Source organism: Alteromonas sp. ABV4_515 (assembly GCF_056160345.1).
The window spans coordinates 39,847-62,341 of the sequence record NZ_JBSWWZ010000006.1; the positions used below are offsets into that span (position 1 = coordinate 39,847).

A 22,495-nucleotide genomic window follows, 5' to 3' on the forward strand; every position below is an offset into this window, starting at 1 on the left:
GCTTAGTGCGCGCCGGCTACTTCTTGCTTTAAGTGATTCAGCCGCTCGCGCAGAGCCGTCTCGGTTTGCTCCCCGTAAAGCGTTTGGGCGACCTCACCCGAAGGCGATATGAGGTAGGTAGCAGGTAAATAGCCAGGGAAAGCCATAGGTAGCGTAATGTCGTCGCTAGTATTTAGCACGTCGAATTCAACGTTTAAATCAATCACCAATTGCTGCAGTACTTGCAAACTTCCCCCATCATAACTCACACCAATAATCTGTACGTCATTCTCAAGGGAACGATGCAATCTATTGAGTGCCGGTATTTCGCGTAAACAAGGCGCACACCAGGGAGCAAAGAAATTCACCACTTTCCAATTTTCGCTTTGCCAACGGATCGGCTTTCCCGTTAGCGTTGTGGCATCAGCCTGCATAAAATGACTGACCGCAATACCCGCCGTCATCGCCAACAGGCAAAGGAAGGCAACCATAAATAAAAAAACCGTTTTTTTTACGCTATTTTTGTTTTCGGTCATGTGAATATCCAACCTATCCTTGCTAGAATTCCTGATAACGAAACTATAACACAAACAAAGTGATGCCAATGTCTACCATTCAGATCCTCCACAATCCGCGCTGTTCTAAAAGCCGTCAAACACTGTCTTTATTACAGGAGAATGGCGTTGAGCCCGAGGTCATTGAGTACCTCAAAAATCCACTCAGCAAAACTGAACTTGAAGCGTTGGCAGAAAAACTAGGCGTAAATTCTCCCCTTGAAATGATGCGCACCAATGAAACTGAATTCAAAGAACAGGGTCTCAAAGCAAAAGATATCACAGCGGACCAGCTATTTTCCGCGATGGCAGATACGCCTAAGTTGTTAGAACGGCCGGTTGTGATCAATGGCAATAAAGCCCGCATTGGCCGTCCCCCTGAATCCGTGCTGGAAATTATCTAATGACAAAAATTCTGGTGCTGTATTATTCCCGGACCGGTAGCACTAAACTGCTCGCCAACCAGATAGCAAAAGGAGTAGAAAGCACGGGGGTCGAGGCCATGCTACGCACCGTTCCGCCAATGCCTGATTATTTGTCGACCCAACCCGCAGTACCAGAATCTGGTGCACCTTATGTTGGTCAGCAGGATCTCAGCGACTGTGATGGGTTAGCATTGGGCAGCCCTACCCGATTTGGCAATATGGCTGCACCGTTAAAACACTTTCTCGACAGTACCAGTCAGGCATGGCTGAAAGGCACGCTAATTAATAAGCCCGCCAGTGTTTTTACCTCCACCGGCAGCATGCACGGGGGACAGGAAACCACGCTACTTACCATGATGCTGCCTTTGCTGCATCACGGCATGGTGCTGTGTGGTTTACCCTACTCTGAAGCCGCACTCCATGACACAGAAACCGGTGGCTCTCCCTACGGCGTTTCGCATGTAGCAACGAATCACCAACAGGCCTTGTCAGAACATGAAAAACAACTGGCATTTGCCCAGGGTAAAAGACTAGCCCTACTTGCGAATCAATTGAAAGGAAGTTAGCCATGGCACCCATGTCATCGAAAACCCGGACATTTCGCTACCTTGCGTTAACCTGCCACTTATTGCTGCTGGCTTGGGTAACACTGTGGCAGTTTTCATTGGTTAATGAGCGGGTATACAGCACAACATTTATTGCCGTAGTTTACATTCTGCCTTTATTGCTGCCGCTGCGCGGTATAGTTGCGGGCAAACCTTACACCCATGCCTGGGCTAACTTCATTGTCCTATTCTATGTCATTCATGGGTTCACCGCAGGTTACGCGGCACCAGATGAGCTCGCCTACGCGATTATTGAACTCATACTCGCCACCGGTATGTTTATTGGGTGCAGTGCCTTTGCCCGAATGCGAGGCCGCGAATTAGGAATGGGTTTAAAGAAATTAAAAGATGTTATGCAGGAAGAAAAAGACCGTTTCGAAAACCACTCTTAATTATCTATTCCCAGCTCTCGTTTTATCATCGCCACCGAGAGCTTTTTCTGCTCCTGCAATGAGCGGGTATCTAACCTCGCCAGCAAATTCATCAACGTAGGTAAATCACGCTCACAATGGTTCATTAAGAACATTAACGCTTGATCTGAGAAGCCCATTCCTCGTTGTGCAGCACGATGTTTCAAAATGGCCAAACGATTGTCGTCACTCAGTGCGTGGAGTTGATACGTTATACCCCAGCTTAATCTCGAACGTAAATCAGGTAGTTGAAAGGCAGGATGATTCGGGCCCATGGACGAAGCCCACAATAAGACCGATGTGTGATGATCGACCACCCGGTTGATAAAGTGAAATAACGCCTCTTCCCATTCCGCAATACCCGCAATGGTATCGATATTATCGAGACACACATAAGGTAATCGCTCTAAGCCATCGAAGATAATTGGCGTCCACTCTTTGTGATCACGGAGGTTAAGATAGATATGCGATGTGTTGCGTGCAGCAAGCTGATGACAAACCGCATAAAGCAAGTGGCTTTTTCCTTTACCTGGCGCACCAATTATACCTACCGCAGCGAGAGGACTTTTATCAAGTGAGCTGAAAGCCGGGTTACTGCGCCATTCACTACCGCTTTGACTCAAGGCACTAAGAAAATCTGCCAAATCCTGATTATCACCGCCGACATAACTTCCGAACGTTTCATCTACGGGCAGAGAGACTGGAAGCGGTAACTGCATAGCGGACTTATTCGTTCCAGTAGAAGTTCTGCCCTTCCAGTCTATTTCCTGCCGCATCTGTAACAGGTTTTAGTCTGGAGTCGAGCTTGATGACTTTGTAAAAGTCTTCTGGCCGAGACAGTAAAGTTAATGAGAATGTGGCAACAGACCCTTCTTGTTCAATCAAAGAGACGGCTTTCACCATACTCATTTGTGTCATGTACTCTCGTGCATGCACATACTTTTCTAATGAGTCCACATTGGCAACAGAAATGGTCATCAGATCTTCGGTAATGTTCTCTTCAGTGGTGTTTACCGAAAAATGCTTGCCGAGAAAATCGCTGTAATCTTCGAGAAAAAGCGCGGCCAGTTCTGCCGGATCATCCGCGTAAACGCTGCCAAAATTGATATCAGTATTGTCGATAACTACCCAATCCAATGCGTAAGCGCCATCCTGACTCTGATTACCCATTTCCTCAAATTCGCTGCGGGAAAATGCTGGCGCTTTTACTGCCTGTACCAGATCGTCGACCAAATACGTATTTAAATCTTGTAAACCATTATTGGAAAATGCGGGTCGGTAGCTGTCATATTTGAGCTTTCTGACCTGTTCCTGGGTCTTTTTCGCCTCTTCGATATCGGGAACGGCATTTTCTTCTACTTTATAAAGACGCGCCCCTACAATGTAATCTGGCTGATAGCGCGTTGATGCTTCCTTGAGACTAACGGCAAACCGCCCCCATACGTCGTAAACACTAATACTTAAGCTATCATCCAGGTCCATTAACGGGAACACCACCGGCACACCGCGCTCCATGGCGACTTTACGTAATGCTTCAGTGATGTCGTTGGCAGTACCGTCACTGATAATCTCGCGATTTGAATTATCATCCTGGGTAGCCAACCACATAAGGGTATCTGGGCGACGCTGGCCCCATATGGGTAATCCTGCCTCACGCAATTCCTGAATAACGGTTTGCGAATCAAATTCGCCCACATAAAACAGTTCGCCGTTATTCATTTCGAATCGATAGGCCCGCAAGTAGCGTTGCGGCTCGGATAGCATAGCCCTCACCGATGCCTGTTTTAGCGCATCCCTTTGTCCTGTAATTTTCACAACCACTTGTTCAAGGGCGGTTCTCGTTGCAGCACGCTGCGTGCGGGAAGACTGATTTTCCACTGCCACACTGGCTTCGTTAACGGATACGGTTGTACTGGCAATAACACTCACACAGGCAACTGAGGTAAAGACCAATACACAAGCTGGAATAAAGCGAAGAATAATACGTTGAAAAAACATGAAGATTTAGCGTCGCTCCGGGAAAGTGAAAGCTGATGAACTAAAGAAATCGTATTGTGAGTTATTTGACAGAATTTTTCACCACTAAAATGTAAAACTTTGACAGCAACTGGTTTTGCCACAACAATTTCGTAACCCGTCGCTGTTGGACTTACCGCAACTTGCTGGTAGAATCCGCGTCTTTCAAACCACCGCACCAGGGCCATACTCGTGAGCGAAAATAAACAGTCACTTAGCTATAAAGATGCAGGCGTAGATATTGATGCCGGAAATCAATTGGTTGAACGAATCAAATCCGTTACCAAACGGACTAGCCGTCCTGAAGTTCGTGGCGGTTTAGGTGGCTTTGGCGCCCTGTGCGAATTACCAGCAAAATATAAGCGCCCGTTACTGGTTTCTGGTACCGATGGTGTGGGCACTAAATTACGTGTAGCGATGGATGCCAAGCGTCATGACGGCGTGGGTATCGACCTGGTAGCCATGTGCGTTAATGACCTGATTGTACAAGGTGCTGAACCCTTGTTCTTCCTCGATTACTATGCAACAGGTAAGTTAGATGTTGATGTTGCTGCTGACGTGGTTACCGGTATCGGTGAAGGTTGTGTGCAAGCCGGCTGCGCATTGATTGGTGGTGAAACCGCTGAAATGCCTGGCATGTACCACGACGGCGACTACGACATTGCGGGTTTCTGTGTGGGCGTGGTGGAAGCCGATAACGTTATCGACGGCACAGGTGTAAAACCCGGTCAGAAAATTATTGCGTTGGGCTCTTCTGGTCCGCACTCCAATGGCTATTCGTTAATCAGAAAAATTATTGAAGTAAGTGGTGCAGACGTCAATGCAGATCTCGACGGCAAGCCGTTAATTGACCACCTTCTTGCCCCTACCCGCATTTACGTAAAAGCCGTATTGGCGCTGCTTGAAAAAGTAAAAGTAGAAGCGATTTCACATATTACCGGTGGTGGTTTCTGGGAAAACATTCCGCGCGTTTTACCTGACGATGCCAAAGTGGTTGTCGAGGAAAACAGCTGGGAATGGCCAGTAGTGTTTGACTGGCTGCAGGAAAACGGCAATGTCACCCGTCATGAAATGTATCGTACCTTTAACTGCGGTGTAGGTCTGATTATCGTGGTTGACGAGAAAGACGTAGACGAAACCATTGAGATCCTGACCGCTGGTGGCGAAAAAGCCTGGTTACTGGGTCACATTGAACAACGTAATGACGGTGAGCAGGTAGAGATCAACTAATGTCTGCAGCAAAACCACGCATTTGCGTACTAATTTCCGGAAACGGTTCTAACCTTCAGGCAATGATAGATGCTGTTGAAGGTGGCCAGTTAAATGCCGAAATTGTGGCGGTTATTTCAAACCGCCCTGGCGTTTTCGGCCTGGAGCGCGCTGAGAAAGCAGGTATACCTGCACATTGTCTCGACCACAAAGACTACCCGGTACGTGATGAATTTGACGCAAAACTGCAATCACTGATTGATAGTGTAAAACCTGATGCTGTTGTACTGGCAGGATTTATGCGCATTCTGACTGCAGAATTTGTCGAACATTTTTCCGGTAAACTATTGAACATTCATCCATCTTTGTTGCCAAAGTACAAAGGGTTAAATACCCATCAACGTGCTATAGATAACGGCGACAGCGAACACGGTGTCAGCGTTCATTTTGTTACCCCGGAACTCGATGGTGGTCCGGTCATCATCCAAAGCCGAGTACCGGTGTTTGAAGATGACGCCGCCAGCGATTTGGCTGAACGGGTGCAGGAGCAGGAACGCCGCATTTATCCACTCGTATTACAGTGGTTTGTAGCCGGTAGACTGACGATGAAGGACAATAAGGCTGTACTTGATGATCACATTCTTCCGCCACAAGGCTACGCCAGCGAATAATTATATTTCTTTCACTGTATCGTTGTTTATGCTGCTGATGACATCATCAGCAGCATTTGCTGACGATGGTCCGGTCATCCCACCGTTTGAAGCAGAGTATACCGCTTATAAATGGGGTGGGGATGTAGGCAATGTCTCTATCAAACTTGAATATCTGAAAGATGAGCAGTATGCCCTCACCTATCATTCAGATGTGTCAAAGTTTTTCCTCTCTGACGAACGTTTCGAACACTCCGTTTTCTTCGCCTCTGAACAATTCATTCACCCGTTTTCTTACTACTATAAACGAACAGGAACCGGTCCGGATAAAGAGCTTGAAGTAAAGTTTGCCAGCTATCCGGAAAAGCAAATTGAGATTAAAGGGAGCGAGACTCTGCCTTGGAATGGCGAAACTGATAACCAACTCTACCGTATCGACTTAGCCCGAAAATTGGCCGCCGGTGAAACTGAAGTCAGTTATGACTTCGTCAACTATCGCGGCGAACTCAAAAATTACGACATTAAAGTCACTGGCAATGAAACCCTCGATTTACCTTACGGCAAACTCGAGACCATTAAAGTTAAATTACTTCGCGACCACAGCAGTTCTCGGGAAACCTTTGCTTGGTTTGCCCCCTCGTTGGATTATAACCTTGTTCGCTTGCAGCAATTTAAAGATGGTGACGAACAGGGCGATATTCGTCTAAAAAGCTACCGTCATCTTTAATTGACTGACTTCTTTTATTATTCATCTCTCGTTCCTTGACCTTTTTTCATTGAGGGATTAGCTTAAGGTTATTGGTCTGGTCTGACCTCATAGTGATGCTTCCTAAAAGCATTACATTCTCATACGGTAAAGGAGCTTAATATGGGTGAACTCGTCTGGTTATTGGTTTTCCTGCTGACAGCCAGTGTCGCAGCATATAAACGGATGACGTTGTCTAACACTGTTTCACTTTTAGCCGGCGTGATGGTACTCGGAACCTTATTCGGTAGTATTGGTTTTTTCAGTTGGTTGGTTTTTCTGGTTGTCGCCGTACCACTTTCAATCCCGGATATTCGTCGACCTTATATCACTAAACCCATACTGGCTTTCTATAAAAAAGTCAGTCCTGAGATGTCAGCCACTGAGCAGGAAGCCATCGATGCAGGTACCGTGTGGTGGGATGGTGAGCTGTTTTCTGGTAAACCCAATTGGGACAAGCTTCACGCAATTCCTAAAGGACGACTAACACCAGAGGAACGGGCGTTCCTTGATGGGCCAGTAGTTCGGGTCTGTCACATGGTTAACGAATGGCAAATTAACCATCAGAATGCGGATTTGCCACCAGAGATTTGGGCCTACCTGAAAGAGCACAAATTCTTCGCCATGATCATTAAGAAGAAATACGGTGGCCTGGAATTTTCTGCTTTTGCCCAATCAAGAGTAATTCAGAAGTTAGCAGGCTGCTCAGCCGTGCTATCAAGCACTGTAGGCGTACCCAATTCACTGGGTCCGGGCGAGTTATTACAGCACTATGGTACGCCAGAGCAACAAGATCATTACCTGCCGCGGCTGGCAAACGGAGATGAAATTCCCTGTTTTGCATTAACCGGCCCGGAAGCCGGCTCCGACGCCGGTGCGATTCCAGACGTAGGTATCGTTTGCAAAGGAGAATGGGAAGGCAAAGAAGTGCTTGGTATGCGCCTGACATTTAACAAACGCTACATTACCCTGGCACCGGTTGCCACCGTGGTAGGCTTGGCGTTTAAATTAGAAGACCCTGATGGTTTGTTAGAGCACGATGCCTCAGGTATCACCTGCGCCTTGATCCCACGAGATACCAAAGGGCTCGAAATTGGGCGCCGTCACTTTCCATTGAATACCCCTTTCCAGAATGGTCCCGTCAAAGGCAATGACATCTTTGTGCCGCTTGATTTTATAATCGGTGGTCCGCGAATGGCTGGTAAAGGTTGGCGAATGCTCATGGAATGCTTGTCTGTGGGACGTTGCATCACGTTACCCTCTACCGGTGCAGGTGGCGCGAAATCTGTGGCCCTTGCTACCGGAGCGTATGCCCGTATTCGTCGTCAGTTCCGCATTCCTGTTGGGAAAATGGAAGGCGTTGAAGAAATGCTGGCGAGGATCGGAGGTAACGCTTACCTCATGGATGCAGTAACACGCTTTTCCACTGTTGGCGTTGATTTAGGCGAAAAGCCCTCCGTCATCTCAGCCATTGCCAAATATCACTTAACCGAAAAGATGCGCCAGGTGATTAATGACGCCATGGATGTTCACGGTGGTAAAGGCATCATGCTCGGCCCGAACAACTACCTTGGTCGTGGTTACCAGGGGGCGCCTATTTCCATTACGGTTGAAGGGGCCAACATTCTTACCCGCAATATGATGATATTTGGTCAGGGGGCTATGCGTTGTCACCCTTATGTGCTGGCCGAAATCCAAGCCGCAGGCTTAGAAGATAAACGCGAGCAGTTACGCGCCTTTGATAAAGCCGTTTTTGGCCATATTGGCTTTGCTATTGCTAACAAGGTGCGTAGCTTCTGGTTCTCTATAACTGGGGGTATTTTCCATCGTGCCCCATTTAACGATGACACCGCGCGCTACTATCAACTGTTACAAGGCTACAGTGCTAACCTTGCCTTTCTGACCGACATTTCAATGGGAATGCTCGGTGGCGACCTGAAACGTCGAGAACGACTCTCTGCCCGCCTTGGTGATATTCTCAGTGGATTGTATCTGGCCAGTGCCACGCTCAAGCGTTTCGACGAAGACGGCCGCTTGTTTGAAGATGCGCCAATGATGCATTGGGCGATGCAGAATACACTGTTTGATATCGAAGAAGCCCTCGATAACTTTATCGCAAACTTCCCCAGTAAACCCATGTCTGTGGCAATGCGGCTTCTGGTATTGCCTTTCGGACGTCGTTGTAAGCGACCTGATGACAAACTGGAACACAAGATTGCCACTGTACTACAAACCCCTGGTACAGCGCGTAGTCGACTAGGTGACGGACAATATTTAACACGAGAAGAAGGCAACCTGTTTGGCGACCTCGAACAAACTCTTGACGACATTCTCGAAGCGGAACCTATTGTTGAACGCATTAGTAAGCAGAAAAAAGCCCGTCTCTCTTTCACCAACCTCGATGCGCTGGCGAATGAAGCCTTGGCTGCAGACTGGATTGATGAAGAAGAAGCTGCGCTATTGAAACGCGCTGAAGCGGGTCGATTACGCACGATAAATGTGGATGACTTCGACAACGAAGAATTGGTGGCGAAAATCAATACATTGTAATGTCGATTTCCAGATACAAAAATGCCGCTTTAATATGAAGCGGCATTTTTTTGTACAGCAGTAAAGGTTAACTAAACTGAAGTTTATCCATCAGCAGTACGGCTTGAGTACGGGTGTTAATCTCAAGCTTTCGTAGAATGGCACTAATATGCGCCTTAATGGTGGCTTCAGTTACATTCATTTCATGGGCAATTTGTTTGTTCATCAAGCCTGCCCGTAAGAAGCTTAAAACCTGAATCTGCTTTGGCGTGAGTTCGCGGAATCGTTTCAGGAGAATGGTCAACTCCTCATCTACGTTCTGCAAATCTTCTTTCATTTCTTCAGGCACCCAATTCTCACCGCTTTTAATAGCGACAATTGCAGATGCAATTTCTTTCGTCGGTGAGGATTTAGGGATAAAGCCTTCCGCCCCAAGCCCCATAACCTGTGCAACCACATCAATAGATTCGTTTGCCGAGATAACTGCAACGGGTAAATCTGGATATTCATCTTTAACAGTGATCAATCCATTGAAATATTCACCACCAGGCATGTTTAAATCTAATAACAATAAATCAATCTGCCTGTTTGCAGCCAGTACAGACATCATTGCTTCAAGACTGCCAGCTTCGAGAATTTCAGCATCTTTAAAGTACGGCTCAAGGGCTGCGCTAAGTGCTTCTCTAAACAGTGGATGATCGTCTGCGACTAAAATACGGGTCATAAATGCGTGCTCGATCTTTTATAGAAATTTGCTAATCTGTATAGCCTAATACTTTAGGCTAAGGATATAAAGTCAATTTAGCGCACACGGCTTGATTATTCATAATATTTTTCCTTTTATGTGAAAAAATTCTGCCAATCCTTTAAAATCGCCGCCTGTTTTTTTCAATTTTTCCATCCGGACAGCTTCTGTGCAAAAATCAGACACTATATTTGCGAATCACATGACCCAGGTCAGTGACTTCCGTTTCGATGAACATGTTGCCGATGTTTTCCCAGACATGATTCAGCGCTCGGTACCGGGCTATCAAACCATTCTTCATACTATTGGCGAACTAGCCCGGGAACGGGTAACGAATAACAGCAACGTGTATGATTTGGGTTGTTCATTAGGCGCTGCCAGTTTATCTGTGGCCAGAAGCACCGAGCACGTTAAGTGCAATATCATCGGTATTGATAATTCCCAGGCCATGGTTGAGCGATGCGAACGTGTGGTCTCCAGCTTTAACTTGCCTAATCCGGTTTCCATTCGTTGTGAATCAGCATTGGAAACTACCATTGAAAACGCCTCAATGGTGATCATGAACTTCACTCTCCAGTTTATTCCGCCTGCCGAACGAGAAGGGTTACTTGCGACTATTTTCGCAGGGCTCAATCCCGGCGGTATTTTGGTGCTATCAGAAAAAATTCAGCATCCTAGTGAAGCCGGGAATCATCTGCTTATCGATTTGCACCATCAATTTAAACGCAATAATGGTTACAGCGAATTAGAAGTGAGCCAAAAGCGAGCTGCTTTAGAAAACGTCATGCTTACCGACACCTTTAAAGTTCACGAAGACCGCCTCAAAGGCGTAGGCTTTACTGATGTTGTAATGTGGTTCAAGTGTTTTAACTTTACTTCCTTGGTGGCGATTAAAGCCCCACAGGAGTCTGGCAATGAATAAGCTTGCCGATAGCTGGTTCAAAGATTGTTACGAGCAGGTATTACACTCGCCGCTGTCACATTGGCTGGAAACCTTACCTGCCCAAATTACTCACTGGCAGAAAAACGATTTACATGGTGAGTTCAATAAATGGTGTAAGTTGCTGGAAAAGTTACCTGATGTACCTGCTAGTAATGTTGACTTACTCGACTCGGTAACGATTGGCGATGCCAACAGCGTAACAGACTATCAACAAAAGCAAATTGAAGGGTTGCTAAAGCAATTCATGCCATGGCGAAAAGGCCCCTTTCATCTGCACGGTATTCATATCGACACTGAGTGGCGTTCAGATTGGAAATGGGATCGCGTGCTACCGCACATTAGTCCATTACAAAATCGCTACGTACTCGATGTGGGTTGTGGCAGTGGTTATCATATGTGGCGGATGCTCGGTCAAGGCGCGACAGGGGTATATGGTATCGACCCCTCTCAGTTGTTTTTGATCCAATTTCAGGCGATTAAACACTACAGTCAAAATTCAGCAATTCATTTCCTGCCACTAGGCATCGAACAAATGCAGCCAGTGAAAGCCTTCGATACCGTATTTTCAATGGGTGTGCTATACCATAGAAAGGATCCAATGCTGTTTCTTGCTCAACTGAAAGATCAGCTACGTAAAGGCGGTGAGCTGGTACTCGAAACGTTGGTGGTAGACGGTGACGAGCAAACCGTGCTGATGGCCGGTGAACGCTATGCGCAAATGCGTAACGTATGGTTCTTACCGAGCGTGAATGCACTCACCTTATGGCTTGAGCGACTCGGTTTTGAAAATATCTGCGTTGCCGATATTAATACCACCTCGCTGGAAGAACAACGTACCACCGAATGGATGACCTCTCAGTCTTTGGTCGATTTCCTCGATCCTGAAGACAATAGTAAGACCATTGAAGGCTATCCTGCACCACAACGTGCCGTTTTAGTCGCCACGAAAAAGTAGCTTTTACGCCAACATAGTGACCTATGTTGGCATAATTGTTGTAGTTACTACTCTCATAAGATTGTGCTGAGATGCACGCCACATAGGTAGTAACATGGATATTACGGGCTTTCTGACCGAACACCAATTACCGGACAGCTATCGCACCACTGCACTAAAGTGGTTCATGCCGCTCGCAGAGGAAATTGCAGAGCACCAAAAGAGTGCAAACAAACCTTTCTTTGTTGGCGTTAATGGCTGTCAGGGTTCAGGAAAATCCACCTTATGTGATTTTCTGGTTCATTATTTTACTTCTAAAAACCTCACCGCCGTGACGGTGTCTCTCGACGACTTCTACCTTTCAAAACAGTCCCGCGTTGAGTTAGCTGAATCTGTACACCCGTTGCTTAGGACCCGGGGCGTACCTGGCACCCACAACACGCAACTCGCGCTGCAAACATTTGCTGCATTAGGTAAAACAGGTGACGTTGCCCTTCCCCGGTTCAATAAAGCCATTGACGACCCTTTCCCATCGGCGCAGTGGCCGGTTATTCAAGCCCCCGTAGATATAGTACTTATGGAAGGCTGGTGCTGGGGCGTAGATGCACAAGCGCCAAAAGCACTAAACGAACCGGTTAACACCCTAGAGTCAGAGGAAGACCCGGACGGCACGTGGCGCAGCTTTGTTAACGATAAAATTACTGACGATTATGAATCTTTATACCGATTTATGCAGTATTGGGTAATGTTGAAAGGTCCATCGTTTGAACACGTGTATAAATGGCGATGCGAGCAAGAACATAAACTTGCAGCAAAAACCGGGAAGCACAGCGCTGGCATTATGTCTGATGAACAAATTCTACGCTTCATTCAGCACTATCAACGACTTACCGAACATGCATTTGCCACGCTGCCAGATAAATGCAATCAGGTATTTGAACTCGACGAAAACCGAATAATAAAAGACGTAATCAGGAAGTAGTAATGAGCAACGCTAACACGCTAATTTTCACTGATATGGACGGCACTCTGCTGGATCACAACACTTACAGTTTTGCCGCCGCCGAACCCACGCTAATAAAACTAGAAGGCGCAAACATTCCGGTGATCCCAACCACCAGCAAGACATTTGTTGAATTATTGGAGCTACGCCAAACATTGAGTCTGAACGGACCGTTTATCGTCGAAAATGGCGCTGCGGCCTATATTCCTCATGGTTTTTTTAAGAAGAAGCCAGCAGGTACGGTTTGGCAAGATGGATTTTGGTGCAAATCCTTTACTTCATCAAAAATGTACTGGCTGAAGTTACTTGAAAAAGTGAAACCGGATTTTCAGGATGAGTTCACCCATTTCAGTGAAATGACTATTGAAGATATTTGTGAAGCAACTGGCCTAGACGCTGCCGACGCCACACGTGCAGCGCAGCGTCAATTTGGTGAACCGGTTTTATGGAAAGGTTCTGATGAACGCAAAGAGGCATTCATTAAATCGGTAACCGAGCGCGGGGCCTACCCTCTCGAAGGCGGGCGCTTTATTCATATTTCCGGCGACTGCAATAAAGGGGCTGCTTTGGAATGGTTTGTTGATGAGTACCGTCGACAAAGTAACGAAGACGTATCCAGCATAGCGCTGGGTGACGGCAAAAATGATATTGCGATGCTGGAAGCGGCGAATATAGCAGTAAGAATCGCTTCTCCCAGCCATCCACCACCACCATTACAAAAAGAAGAAAATGTATATACCAGTACCCTACATGGCCCCGAAGGCTGGACTGAAGTATTGACCCAATTACTTTTTAAATAGGACACGGAGAACACATGGCTGATTTTTATCAAAATGGCGTAGTGACCACGTTACACAACTTATCTAGACGCCCCACAGAGGAACTTGAGGCTGAACTTTTACGATTTTCGCAGAAGCGCCCAATGGCTCTTATTTTACCTTCGCTGTATTCTGAACTTGAAGGTGAGGCACTCCCTAACATCGTTACCGAACTGACCCAAGTTCCTTATCTTTCTGAAATCGTCATTGGTTTAGACCGCGCCGATAAAGAACAATACAAGTCTGCACTGAAGTTCTTTGAAAAGCTTCCACAGCATCACCGTGTTTTATGGAATGATGGCCCCCGTTTAAAAGCCATCGATGAAGAATTATCTGCTCTTAACCTGGCACCTAAAGAGCTCGGCAAAGGCAGAAACGTATGGTATTGCATGGGTTACATTCTGGCATCTAACCGCTCAGAATCTGTTGCGCTACACGATTGCGACATTGTGACTTATACCCGCGATTTACTTGCGCGCCTGATTTATCCGGTGGCTAACCCACAATTCAACTATGAATTTTGTAAAGGCTACTATGCCCGTGTTGCTAATGGAAAAATCAATGGTCGGGTTTCGCGACTGCTGGTTACTCCATTATTGCGCGCGCTTAAGCGTACACTAGGCGACCACGAATACCTCGAATTCATGGACAGCTTCCGTTATCCGCTAGCAGGTGAGTTTTCTTTCCGTCGCGATGTATTAAGCGATATTCGAATTCCAAGCGACTGGGGTCTGGAAGTAGGTGTACTTTCTGAAATGCACAGAAACTATAACCATAACCGTTTGTGTCAGGCAGACATTGCCGATAACTACGATCACAAACACCAGGATCTGTCTTTTAATAACGACCAAGGCGGCCTGTCCAAAATGTCTATCGACATTACCAAGGCACTGTTCCGCAAACTGGCGACACAGGGCTTTACGTTTAGCAACGAAATGTTCCGTTCGATTAAAGCGACATATTACCGTATTGCGCTGGACTTCGTTGAAACCTACCACAACGATGCGGTAATGAATGGCCTTACGTTAGATATTCACAACGAAGAAAAAGCCGTTGAATTATTCGCCAGTAATATCATGAAAGCAGGCACTAGCTTCCTGGAAAATCCGATGGAAACACCGTTTATTCCAAGTTGGAACCGTGTCACCAGTGCGGTTCCAGATATTCTTGACCGCCTGCTGGAGGCTGTTGAAGCAGACACCGCTGAACTACTAGGGTAACGCATGACGACAAGTTGGGATCAATTACACGAAAAGGTTTGTAATCAATTACAGGCTATCTATGCGGATGTGCATCTGGAAATCCCGGTTGGTGAACTGGCCACGGAACTATTAGCAACCATGCGCCTGAAGGCTGACGAAGATATCGTTCAGCCAACACCTTACTGCAATTACTGGGATGAAGAAGACATCATTATGATCACCTATGGCGATAGTGTGATCAGTGAAGGTGAACAGCCATTGTTCACACTCGATAGATTTCTCCATACCTACTGTAAGAACACAATAAACAAAGTACACATGTTGCCGTTCTTCCCCTATAGCTCAGATGATGGTTTTTCTGTTATCGACTACTCCAGTGTGAATGAATCACTTGGAGACTGGGGTGATATCGAGCGATTGGCTAAACACTACGGACTGATGTTCGATTTAGTGATTAACCATTGCTCAGCTCGCAGTGCCTGGTTTGAGAATTTCCAGAAAGGAGAAGGGATCGGTAGCGATTTCTTCTTCACCGCTGATCCCAGCGATGATTTATCTATGGTTACCCGCCCCCGGGTTTCTCCTCTATTGCGAGAAACCCAAACAGCCACAGGTACGCAATATGTTTGGTGTACCTTCAGTCATGATCAGGTCGACTTTGATTTCCGCAACCCCAAGGTGCTCCTGGCGTTTGTGGAAATCATTCGACAGTATCTGGACAAGGGCGCGAAATTGTTCCGTTTGGATGCTGTCGCTTTCCTATGGAAAATAATCGGCACCTCATGTATCAATTTGTTTCAAACTCACGAGTGCATTCGCATGCTTCGGACGCTGATTGAACATGCCGACCCGACCGTCATTATCATTACAGAAACCAACATCCCAAACCGGGAAAACCTCACCTATTTCGGGAATGCTAACGAAGCCCATGCCATCTACAATTTTTCGCTGCCGCCTTTGCTGGTAAACACCTTGGTTACCGGAAATTGTGCCTATTTGAAAAACTGGATGATGAGCATGCCACCGGCGCAGAACGGCACCACGTATTTTAATTTTATTGCGTCTCACGACGGCATTGGTCTGCGCCCTGCGGAAGGCCTACTCGATGACGAAGAAATTTCTACCCTGGTTCACACCATGCAGAATTTCGGCGGAAAAGTGTCCTGGCGGGCATCCGACCACGGTCAGCAAAAGCCTTATGAAATTAACATCACGTTGTTTGATGCTCTGCAAGGTACCACGGCAGGGCCAGACAAATGGCAGATAGACCGCTTTATCTGTGCGCATGCCATCATGCTTGGTATGGAAGGTATTCCAGGGCTTTACATTCATAGTCTACTGGGTACCAGCAACGATTATGAAAAGGTGGCCAACACCGGGCAAAACCGCTCTATTAATCGTCATCGCTGGAATTTTGAAGAACTCGCTGCCCTGCTCGATTCGCCCTACTCCCAGCATCACAAGGTACTAACACGCATTTCGCAGTTAATTCGTATTCGTAAAGCACAACCGGCCTTTCACCCGAACGCCACACAGTTTACTTTACAACTCGGTGACACCTTGTTCGGATTCTGGCGACAGAGTCTTGATCGCCGGCAGAGTGTGTTCTGTGTAAGTAATGTGACTAACGAAGAACAGTCTATTTTGCTATCAAGTATTAACTTGATTGGTACCGATAAATGGATGGATCTCATCACCCGTGATGAGCTTGAAGATGTGGGTGGCTTTCTGCAGCTTAAACCCTACCAAACAGTGTGGATTTCAAATATGGAGTTTGAAGACTAACACTGCTATCTACCCCGAAAAACCAGCACCTTCCAGCACATGTTGTTGTGGGTGTTGGTTTTTTTATTTTGTTAAGCAATAATTCCTCTTTTCACCTGCGGTATACACATAATGACTATCTCGACTTCTGCCCCCAATGGTTGGCTTCCCTTGGAAGATGCACTTCATAACGCGCTGTCACACGTTCAACCTGTAGTAGAAGCTGAAGCCGTAATGGTTGGCGACGCATTACACCGGGTGCTAAGTAAAGATGTGGTTGCTGGTGTAAACGTGCCCCCTGCCGACAATTCGGCAATGGACGGATTTGCGCTGTACGCCAGTGATTCGCAGTCGACACTGCCGTTACAGGTTGTAGATACGCAACTTGCAGGCATGCCGTTAAGAGAAGTGAAACTGGAAAAAGGTCAGGCAGTGCGTATTATGACGGGTGCGCTGGTTCCCAGTGGCGCAGATTGTGTTGTCATGCAGGAAAATACCTCGCGTACAGACACTGAAGTGGTCATTAATAAACCCGCCATGCCAGGTGAAAATATCCGTCGCGCCGGTGGCGACATTGCAACAGGCGCGACCGTTATAACAGCAGGCACCCAGCTCACCGCCAGTCACCTTGTTCTACTTGCTTCAATGGGCATTGCTTCTGTTCAGGTTTTCCGCAAACTTCGGGTGGGTATTATTGCCACAGGCGATGAACTAAAAACCGCCGGAGAAACGCTGGCTTCAGGTCAAATTTACGAATCCAACCGCACGGGTACCCGAGCACTGCTTGCCGCCGAACCGGTTGAGATCACAGATTTCGGGATTGTTGCAGATGATAAAGCGGCGTTAAGTGAAGTATTTACCAACGCTGCTCACACTCAGGATTTAGTGATCAGTAGTGGTGGCGTATCGGTGGGTGATGCCGATTTTGTTAAAGAGCTGGTAGCAAGTCAGGGTGACATTGGGTTTTGGAAAATAGCCATAAAACCTGGAAAGCCCTTTGCGTTCGGCAGATTAGGTAACGCAGTATTCTGTGGCGTACCGGGTAATCCTGTATCTGCATTTGTGACCACCCAACAATTGGTACTGCCTATTATTAAGCGCATGGTGGGAGCGGCTTCAGAACAGGTTATCAAGCCCCTTACGATTAAGGCGACTCTCACAACATCTTTGCGTCGCAGAGCCGGTAGAAAGGAGTTTGTGCGAGCGCACATGCAAAAAAACGCTTATGGCGATTATGACGTGGTTCCGCTGGCCAAGCAAAGTTCAGGTGTAATGACCACGGTCACGCAAGCCAACTGTTACATCATTTTACCTGCAGAATGTTCTGAGATTCATGAAGGTAATAGTGTTACTATTCAGCCGTTTTCATTGCTAGAGACCCAGTAACCTTCCATGCAAAGCTTCTTTTCTCCGCGTTTTGTTCTTGAGGGCAAACGCCTTATTAAACTCGCCTGGCCATTACTTATTGCGCAAATCACGCAAATGCTGATGGGCGTTATTGATACGATCATGGCAGGTAATTACAGTGCCATAGACATGGCTGCGGTGGCGCTGGGATTCAGTATCATTATTCCGTTACAGTGTTTTATTCAGGGCTTGGGCCTTGCCATGCCCCCCATATTGTCTCGACTTCACGGTAAAGGAAATACTTCTGATGTGGCTAACGCCGCGCAGCAGGCTGGTTATCTGCTATTAGCTTGTAGCCTGGTCATCATGTTGCTGTGGCCCTTTGTTGAGTCACTGGTAGCGCTGTTTCCAATGGACCTGCAACTGTTTGCCATTACAGTAGACTATGTACAGTTTGTGCTTCTCTCCATGCCCGCATTTGCCTTATATCAATGGCTGAGAAATTTCTGTGAGGGTCTGGGTACCACCAAGCCAACCATGCTTATTACACTGGTTGGGCTGGCATGTAATTTGGTAGGTAATTACATTTTTATCTACGGTGCCGGTCCCATTCCAGCATTTGGTGGCGCAGGTTGTGGCATAGCCACGGCAATCGTTATATACACCATGTTTTTTGCCACTGCAGTATACGTGGCGCTTTCAAGCAGACTCAAAAAATACCATTTGTTCACCCGTACCTATAAGCCTGAATTCACCATGATATGGCGAACCTTTAAGCTTGGTCTGCCGGTGGCAATGACACTGTTGTTTGAAGTCACACTCTTTGCCGCTGTTGCGCTTCTGTTAGCCCCTTTTGGTCCAAATACCGTTGCCGCCCACCAAATAGCCCTGAATTTCAGCGCGATTATGTTTATGTTTCCCATGAGCCTGGGCATGGCGTTATCGATACGCGTAGGATACCGGGCTGGCCAGAATAATCTGACGCAAGCAAAAATGGTGGTGAAAAGCGGGCTGACTATCGGCATGTTTGTCGCTGTACTCACTGCCAGTTTTACTGTTTTGGCAAAAAGTACCATTATCGCGCTCTATACACAGGATAAAGCCGTATTCGACCTCGCCAATTCGTTGCTGGTCTACGCCGCGCTATTTCAATTTTCCGACGCCATTCAGGTACTCTCTGCTAATGCGCTACGTGGGTATAAAGATACCACTGCCATGTCGGTAATCACTTTTACTGCCTATTGGCTTGTTGGCATGCCCACCGGGATTATACTGGGCCGCACAAATTGGCTCACTGACGAACCCATGTCAGCAGCTGGATTCTGGATTGGTATTATTGTTGGTCTCAGCGCTGCAGCTATATTACTTGGCGCCCGCGTTCGTTATATTCAGCGACGACTTTCGTGATCAATCGGCGCTTTCCACTGATCGCCAATGACCGGGTCGTCATCTTCCAACACTTCCCATGTGTAGACTTTGCGCACCGGTTTAGGGTCCTGCTTTCCAAATAATATTGCCGCGATTGCACCGCCTAATGCACCAAAGAAATGTGCCTCATAAGATATCTGCGGATCTCTAGGGAAGATAGACATCATCATGCCGCCATAAAGGAAAAAAGCGATCATCATGAGGCCCACCGAGCGCTTATCTCTGCGCAATATGGCAACCACAAACAAGTAGAAAAATAATCCATGGGCAACACCACTGGCTCCCAGATGCATTGATGGACGACCAAATAGCCAAACGCCGATACCAGAGCCCAGCCAGGCAAACAATAATACTTTAATCCGGGTTTTTGGGTAACCGTATACCAACGCAGAGCCAAGGATTAAGAGCGGCAATGTGTTATGGAAAAGGTGCTCGTAGGAACTATGCACCAGTGGTGCAGTAAAAATACCGTGCAGTCCCGCCATGGATAATGGCGTGATACCAAGTTCTCTTAAAGGTAAATGAAAAAGCACGCCAGCCGATTGGATTACCCAAAGCAACGCAACGAATACTGTGCTTAATTTGATGGCCTGAATTAGCGCATCACGATTGAGTTTTCTGTTCATCCAGAAAATATGAGGGCGCACAGCAATAAAACAATCGAACCCGCCACTTTGAGAATGAAACGAACAGATGACGTGAAGATTAGCGCCCTAATGCCCGCCAGTCAGATGGCTCATCGATATCTATTGCGGCTTCCTTGAAAGGGACTGCAATACAGTGAGGCGCGGCGGCATTGAGTAATTTTGCAGCGCCCTTTTGCCCTGTTAAACCTGTAAGTGCATCTTCATCGCTAAGCGGAAATATGGCAGGTGACATACGTACGCCTTCAGCTTCACTGGCTATACGCGCATTTGGAAATATACAGGCTTTGTCCACCAGCTCTTGCAAACCTTCTGTAGTGACAAGCGGTGTATCTGCTAACCCAACCATAAAGTGCGTAGGATAAAGCGAGGCGGGAGTAGAATCAGCGAGCGTCATTACGGCTCTTATTCCTGTACTGATACTCCCGCCCATGCCTGATTGCCAATCTTCGTTTTTTGCGATTCGTATAGCATGCCCTGTCGACAGTGCTTGTCGAAGTTCATCATCAAAGCGCCCGGTAACCACGGTAATTGGCAAGGCGGATAGTGGCTGATACTGCGAAATAACGTAGTGTAAAAGGCTGTCACCGCTTGGATGCTCACTCAGCAACTTGTTACTGCCGTATCGACGGGCTTCACCCGCTGCCAAAATAATAATCGCTAGTCTGACTGACATGGCCGCCCTTTGAGTGATGAACCAGACTTACCGTGCAACACAGCATGGGCTTGTGCCAGCATCGACAACGCGATTGATTCCGGGAGTTCTCCACCGATGGCAATACCCGCTGGCGCGTGTAACGTAAGCGGGAGTGAGTCTTCAGTAAGATCGGCTTCAGATAACACGCGCTCTGCACGGTGAGACGGCCCTAAAAGTGCCAAGTACTTCAATGACGCTGGCGTATCATTTACCAAAGCATTAAGCGTTTCACCGTCCAGGCGTACCTGGTGGTGCATAACGATGAGCGCATCGAGTTGGTGATACCATTCTGCCTGAGCAATGTCGCCGGCAGGTAAATCAGTTGTACTGGTAGCCGTTTTGAAGTCGCCGGCAGGTAAATCAGTTGTACTGGTAGCCGTTTTGAAGTCGCCGGCACGGGCATAACGGGCCCTGCTGTCGTTCACAATAACGCGCCAGCCAAGACGAGCCGCCATGTCACACAGGGGCATTGCGTCAACACCACCACCCGCAATACCAAGGGTTGGTGGAGGCAAAAGCTCACAACAGAAATCTTCCGAGTTGCTCGGCTTTTCAGTGCTGACCAGTCCGGCGGGTTGACCCGCTCTGGCTGGCTGCGAATACCAGATAGATTGTTGTTGCTGCAAGCTATCAAGCACGCTCTGTAAACCTATATAGTCATTGTCGGCATTTACCGGCTGAAGCAATAAGGTCACTTCGCCACCACAACCAATGCCCAGACGCCAGGCGATATCGCCTTCTTCTTGCATGTCATATGTGACAATGCGACTTTCACCGGTTTCCCAACAGCGCCTGGCCTGGTGCAGTAAATCGCTTTCCAAACAACCGCCGGAAACCACGCCTAATTGCGCGCCTTCTTGGCTAAAAAGCATCATCGCCCCCGCTTTGCGGTAGGACGACCCTTCAGTACTTATAATAGTGGCAAGTAACCAGTTACCTGCATCGCGCTGTCCGGCCCACGCCGACAACACATGGTAAATGTGGTGATTCATATACCTTCGCCTGATGTTCCGGCCTCGCTCGCTTTAGGAAGTACCTTAACCGAATGCCTGACCACCAATGTTTCTGCTATTTTATCTTGAATAGATTGTCTGTTTGCATCCCAGAAAATCTGCAGGAAGCCAAGCATGCCTGTGGCAACACCTGCTCCATATCCGCCATATCGGCCGAAACTTTCCCACAATGAAGGAGGTCTGCCGTCGAGCCTGAGTACCCGTATACGGGTGATCCACTTACCGGGAGTGCAGCCTTGCATGTATGCGGTAAACGCACTGTAGTAAAGTGCCGCCCAACCAAGACCGAGCCCCAACTCACTTAAGAATGCTTGTCCATCATGGAGAAACTCGCTTAAGGATTCAAAGAAGTTTGCCTCGGATCCTGACTCATCTGCCTTTTCTAGCGGCTCCTCGCTGTCGTCCAGAGTTGTATCGCTAATATGGCTGGCCTGGATCACTTTATAGTCGGAGGTGTCAGGCGGCCCGTCAAAGAGGGTAAAAACCATAAAACCCAACAAGCAAGCTGCGCCTAGCCGCAAGAACTTACCTCTAGATGTGCTGCCCTTACCTTTAATCACGTTACTCCCTGCGCGCATAAACGTGAGCGCAGCCAATATGCCCAAGACCAGAGCATTGGCGTGAGAGATAAAGTACAACAGCACCAAATCGATGCACTGCGCTGTGGCCCTTCGTGAAGGCGTAGCCAAGGGTTTACCGAGCAGCTCCGGCGATACCTGAAAGGCATACGGGGTAACGATCGTATTGTCTTCTTTTTCAGTACTAGACTGTGGTGGGGGTTCGTGAAGTGTGTTGTTTTCTTGTTTTTCTGCCATGTCGCAATCCTTGCCAATCG

The 22,495-nt window shown here is 47.4% G+C and carries 23 protein-coding genes; 15 read left to right on the forward strand and 8 right to left on the reverse strand.

What is annotated here, in order from left to right; all coding sequences use genetic code 11:
• Nucleotides 1-2 precede the first annotated feature (2 nt).
• Entirely contained in the window at nt 3-515 is a 513-nt protein-coding gene (locus tag ACXAGX_RS14455) for a TlpA family protein disulfide reductase (RefSeq protein ID WP_474824701.1), read from the reverse strand.
• 68 nt (nt 516-583) lie between these two features.
• On the opposite strand from ACXAGX_RS14455, the gene arsC reads away from it, so the two are divergent.
• Genes arsC through ACXAGX_RS14470 form a run of 3 tightly spaced genes read left to right on the forward strand, consistent with a single transcriptional unit; the run spans nt 584 to nt 1,955 of the window.
• Nucleotides 584-937, forward strand: coding sequence for an arsenate reductase (glutaredoxin) (gene arsC, locus ACXAGX_RS14460; protein WP_474824702.1), 354 nt, complete (start codon nt 584-586; stop codon nt 935-937).
• On the forward strand, nt 937-1,524 hold the full coding sequence (wrbA, locus tag ACXAGX_RS14465; protein WP_474839183.1) for an NAD(P)H:quinone oxidoreductase: 588 nt from the start codon (nt 937-939) through the stop codon (nt 1,522-1,524). The genes arsC and wrbA overlap by 1 nt, the downstream gene beginning before the upstream one ends.
• An 11-nt stretch (nt 1,525-1,535) precedes the next feature.
• Nucleotides 1,536-1,955 carry a DUF2069 domain-containing protein gene (locus ACXAGX_RS14470; RefSeq protein WP_474824803.1) on the forward strand — a complete coding sequence of 140 codons (420 nt, stop codon included), beginning with the start codon at nt 1,536-1,538 and terminating at the stop codon, nt 1,953-1,955.
• Here ACXAGX_RS14470 and hda read toward each other — a convergent pair.
• Together hda and ACXAGX_RS14480 are read right to left on the reverse strand one after the other, a co-directional pair.
• Complete coding sequence (gene hda, locus ACXAGX_RS14475; RefSeq protein WP_474824704.1) at nt 1,952-2,692, reverse strand: DnaA regulatory inactivator Hda; 741 nt, start codon at nt 2,690-2,692, stop codon at nt 1,952-1,954. The genes ACXAGX_RS14470 and hda overlap by 4 nt on opposite strands.
• 7 nt (nt 2,693-2,699) lie before the next feature.
• Nucleotides 2,700-3,971 carry a DUF2066 domain-containing protein gene (locus ACXAGX_RS14480; RefSeq protein WP_474824705.1) on the reverse strand — a complete coding sequence of 424 codons (1,272 nt, stop codon included), beginning with the start codon at nt 3,969-3,971 and terminating at the stop codon, nt 2,700-2,702.
• Nucleotides 3,972-4,181: 210 nt separating this feature from the next.
• Between ACXAGX_RS14480 and purM the strand changes: the two genes are divergently transcribed.
• The 4 genes from purM (at nt 4,182) to fadE (ending at nt 9,143) form a co-directional block, all read left to right on the forward strand.
• Nucleotides 4,182-5,219, forward strand: a complete 1,038-nt coding sequence (gene purM, locus ACXAGX_RS14485) for a phosphoribosylformylglycinamidine cyclo-ligase (protein ID WP_474824706.1) — start codon at nt 4,182-4,184, stop codon at nt 5,217-5,219.
• Nucleotides 5,219-5,869, forward strand: coding sequence for a phosphoribosylglycinamide formyltransferase (purN, locus tag ACXAGX_RS14490; RefSeq protein WP_474824707.1), 651 nt, complete (start codon nt 5,219-5,221; stop codon nt 5,867-5,869). The genes purM and purN overlap by 1 nt, the downstream gene beginning before the upstream one ends.
• The gene (locus tag ACXAGX_RS14495; protein ID WP_474839185.1) at nt 5,829-6,575 is read left to right on the forward strand and encodes a DUF3108 domain-containing protein; all 747 of its coding nucleotides are present in this window, start codon (nt 5,829-5,831) and stop codon (nt 6,573-6,575) included. The genes purN and ACXAGX_RS14495 overlap by 41 nt, the downstream gene beginning before the upstream one ends.
• 141 nt (nt 6,576-6,716) lie before the next feature.
• Entirely contained in the window at nt 6,717-9,143 is a 2,427-nt protein-coding gene (fadE, locus tag ACXAGX_RS14500; protein WP_474839187.1) for an acyl-CoA dehydrogenase FadE, read from the forward strand.
• Nucleotides 9,144-9,210: 67 nt separating this feature from the next.
• Here the strand turns inward: fadE and ACXAGX_RS14505 are convergent, their stop codons facing one another.
• Nucleotides 9,211-9,846 (reverse strand): response regulator transcription factor, encoded by a 636-nt coding sequence (locus ACXAGX_RS14505; RefSeq protein WP_474824710.1) that lies wholly within the window; start codon nt 9,844-9,846, stop codon nt 9,211-9,213.
• A gap of 190 nt (nt 9,847-10,036) precedes the next feature.
• Here ACXAGX_RS14505 and cmoA point away from each other — a divergent pair, with 190 nt between their 5' ends.
• From cmoA to ACXAGX_RS14545, 8 genes are all read left to right on the forward strand, one after another.
• Nucleotides 10,037-10,789 carry a carboxy-S-adenosyl-L-methionine synthase CmoA gene (cmoA, locus tag ACXAGX_RS14510; RefSeq protein WP_474824711.1) on the forward strand — a complete coding sequence of 251 codons (753 nt, stop codon included), beginning with the start codon at nt 10,037-10,039 and terminating at the stop codon, nt 10,787-10,789.
• Nucleotides 10,782-11,765 carry a tRNA 5-methoxyuridine(34)/uridine 5-oxyacetic acid(34) synthase CmoB gene (gene cmoB / locus ACXAGX_RS14515; protein ID WP_474824712.1) on the forward strand — a complete coding sequence of 328 codons (984 nt, stop codon included), beginning with the start codon at nt 10,782-10,784 and terminating at the stop codon, nt 11,763-11,765. Before cmoA ends, cmoB begins: the two co-directional genes overlap by 8 nt.
• A 94-nt stretch (nt 11,766-11,859) precedes the next feature.
• Nucleotides 11,860-12,726 (forward strand): kinase, encoded by an 867-nt coding sequence (locus ACXAGX_RS14520; RefSeq protein WP_474824713.1) that lies wholly within the window; start codon nt 11,860-11,862, stop codon nt 12,724-12,726.
• 2 nt (nt 12,727-12,728) lie between these two features.
• The gene (locus tag ACXAGX_RS14525; RefSeq protein ID WP_474839189.1) at nt 12,729-13,547 is read left to right on the forward strand and encodes an HAD-IIB family hydrolase; all 819 of its coding nucleotides are present in this window, start codon (nt 12,729-12,731) and stop codon (nt 13,545-13,547) included.
• Between the two features lie 14 nt (nt 13,548-13,561).
• Nucleotides 13,562-14,785 (forward strand): glycosyltransferase family protein, encoded by a 1,224-nt coding sequence (locus ACXAGX_RS14530; protein WP_070127729.1) that lies wholly within the window; start codon nt 13,562-13,564, stop codon nt 14,783-14,785.
• A 3-nt stretch (nt 14,786-14,788) separates the two neighbouring features.
• On the forward strand, nt 14,789-16,552 hold the full coding sequence (locus ACXAGX_RS14535) for a sugar phosphorylase (protein WP_474824715.1): 1,764 nt from the start codon (nt 14,789-14,791) through the stop codon (nt 16,550-16,552).
• A 111-nt stretch (nt 16,553-16,663) separates the two neighbouring features.
• Complete coding sequence (gene moeA / locus ACXAGX_RS14540; protein ID WP_474839191.1) at nt 16,664-17,917, forward strand: molybdopterin molybdotransferase MoeA; 1,254 nt, start codon at nt 16,664-16,666, stop codon at nt 17,915-17,917.
• A gap of 6 nt (nt 17,918-17,923) precedes the next feature.
• Nucleotides 17,924-19,285, forward strand: coding sequence for an MATE family efflux transporter (locus tag ACXAGX_RS14545; protein ID WP_474839193.1), 1,362 nt, complete (start codon nt 17,924-17,926; stop codon nt 19,283-19,285).
• On the opposite strand, the gene ACXAGX_RS14550 is transcribed toward ACXAGX_RS14545, so the two are convergent.
• The 4 genes from ACXAGX_RS14550 to ACXAGX_RS14565 form a co-directional block, all read right to left on the reverse strand.
• A complete protein-coding gene (locus ACXAGX_RS14550) occupies nt 19,267-19,932 on the reverse strand; it encodes a rhomboid family intramembrane serine protease (protein WP_474839195.1) in 666 nt (221 codons plus the stop codon). The genes ACXAGX_RS14545 and ACXAGX_RS14550 overlap by 19 nt on opposite strands.
• A gap of 79 nt (nt 19,933-20,011) precedes the next feature.
• Nucleotides 20,012-20,626 (reverse strand): nucleotidyltransferase family protein, encoded by a 615-nt coding sequence (locus ACXAGX_RS14555; protein WP_474839197.1) that lies wholly within the window; start codon nt 20,624-20,626, stop codon nt 20,012-20,014.
• On the reverse strand, nt 20,611-21,639 hold the full coding sequence (locus tag ACXAGX_RS14560; RefSeq protein WP_474839199.1) for an XdhC family protein: 1,029 nt from the start codon (nt 21,637-21,639) through the stop codon (nt 20,611-20,613). The genes ACXAGX_RS14555 and ACXAGX_RS14560 overlap by 16 nt, the downstream gene beginning before the upstream one ends.
• On the reverse strand, nt 21,636-22,475 hold the full coding sequence (locus ACXAGX_RS14565) for an RDD family protein (protein WP_474839201.1): 840 nt from the start codon (nt 22,473-22,475) through the stop codon (nt 21,636-21,638). The genes ACXAGX_RS14560 and ACXAGX_RS14565 overlap by 4 nt, the downstream gene beginning before the upstream one ends.
• Nucleotides 22,476-22,495 lie beyond the last annotated feature (20 nt).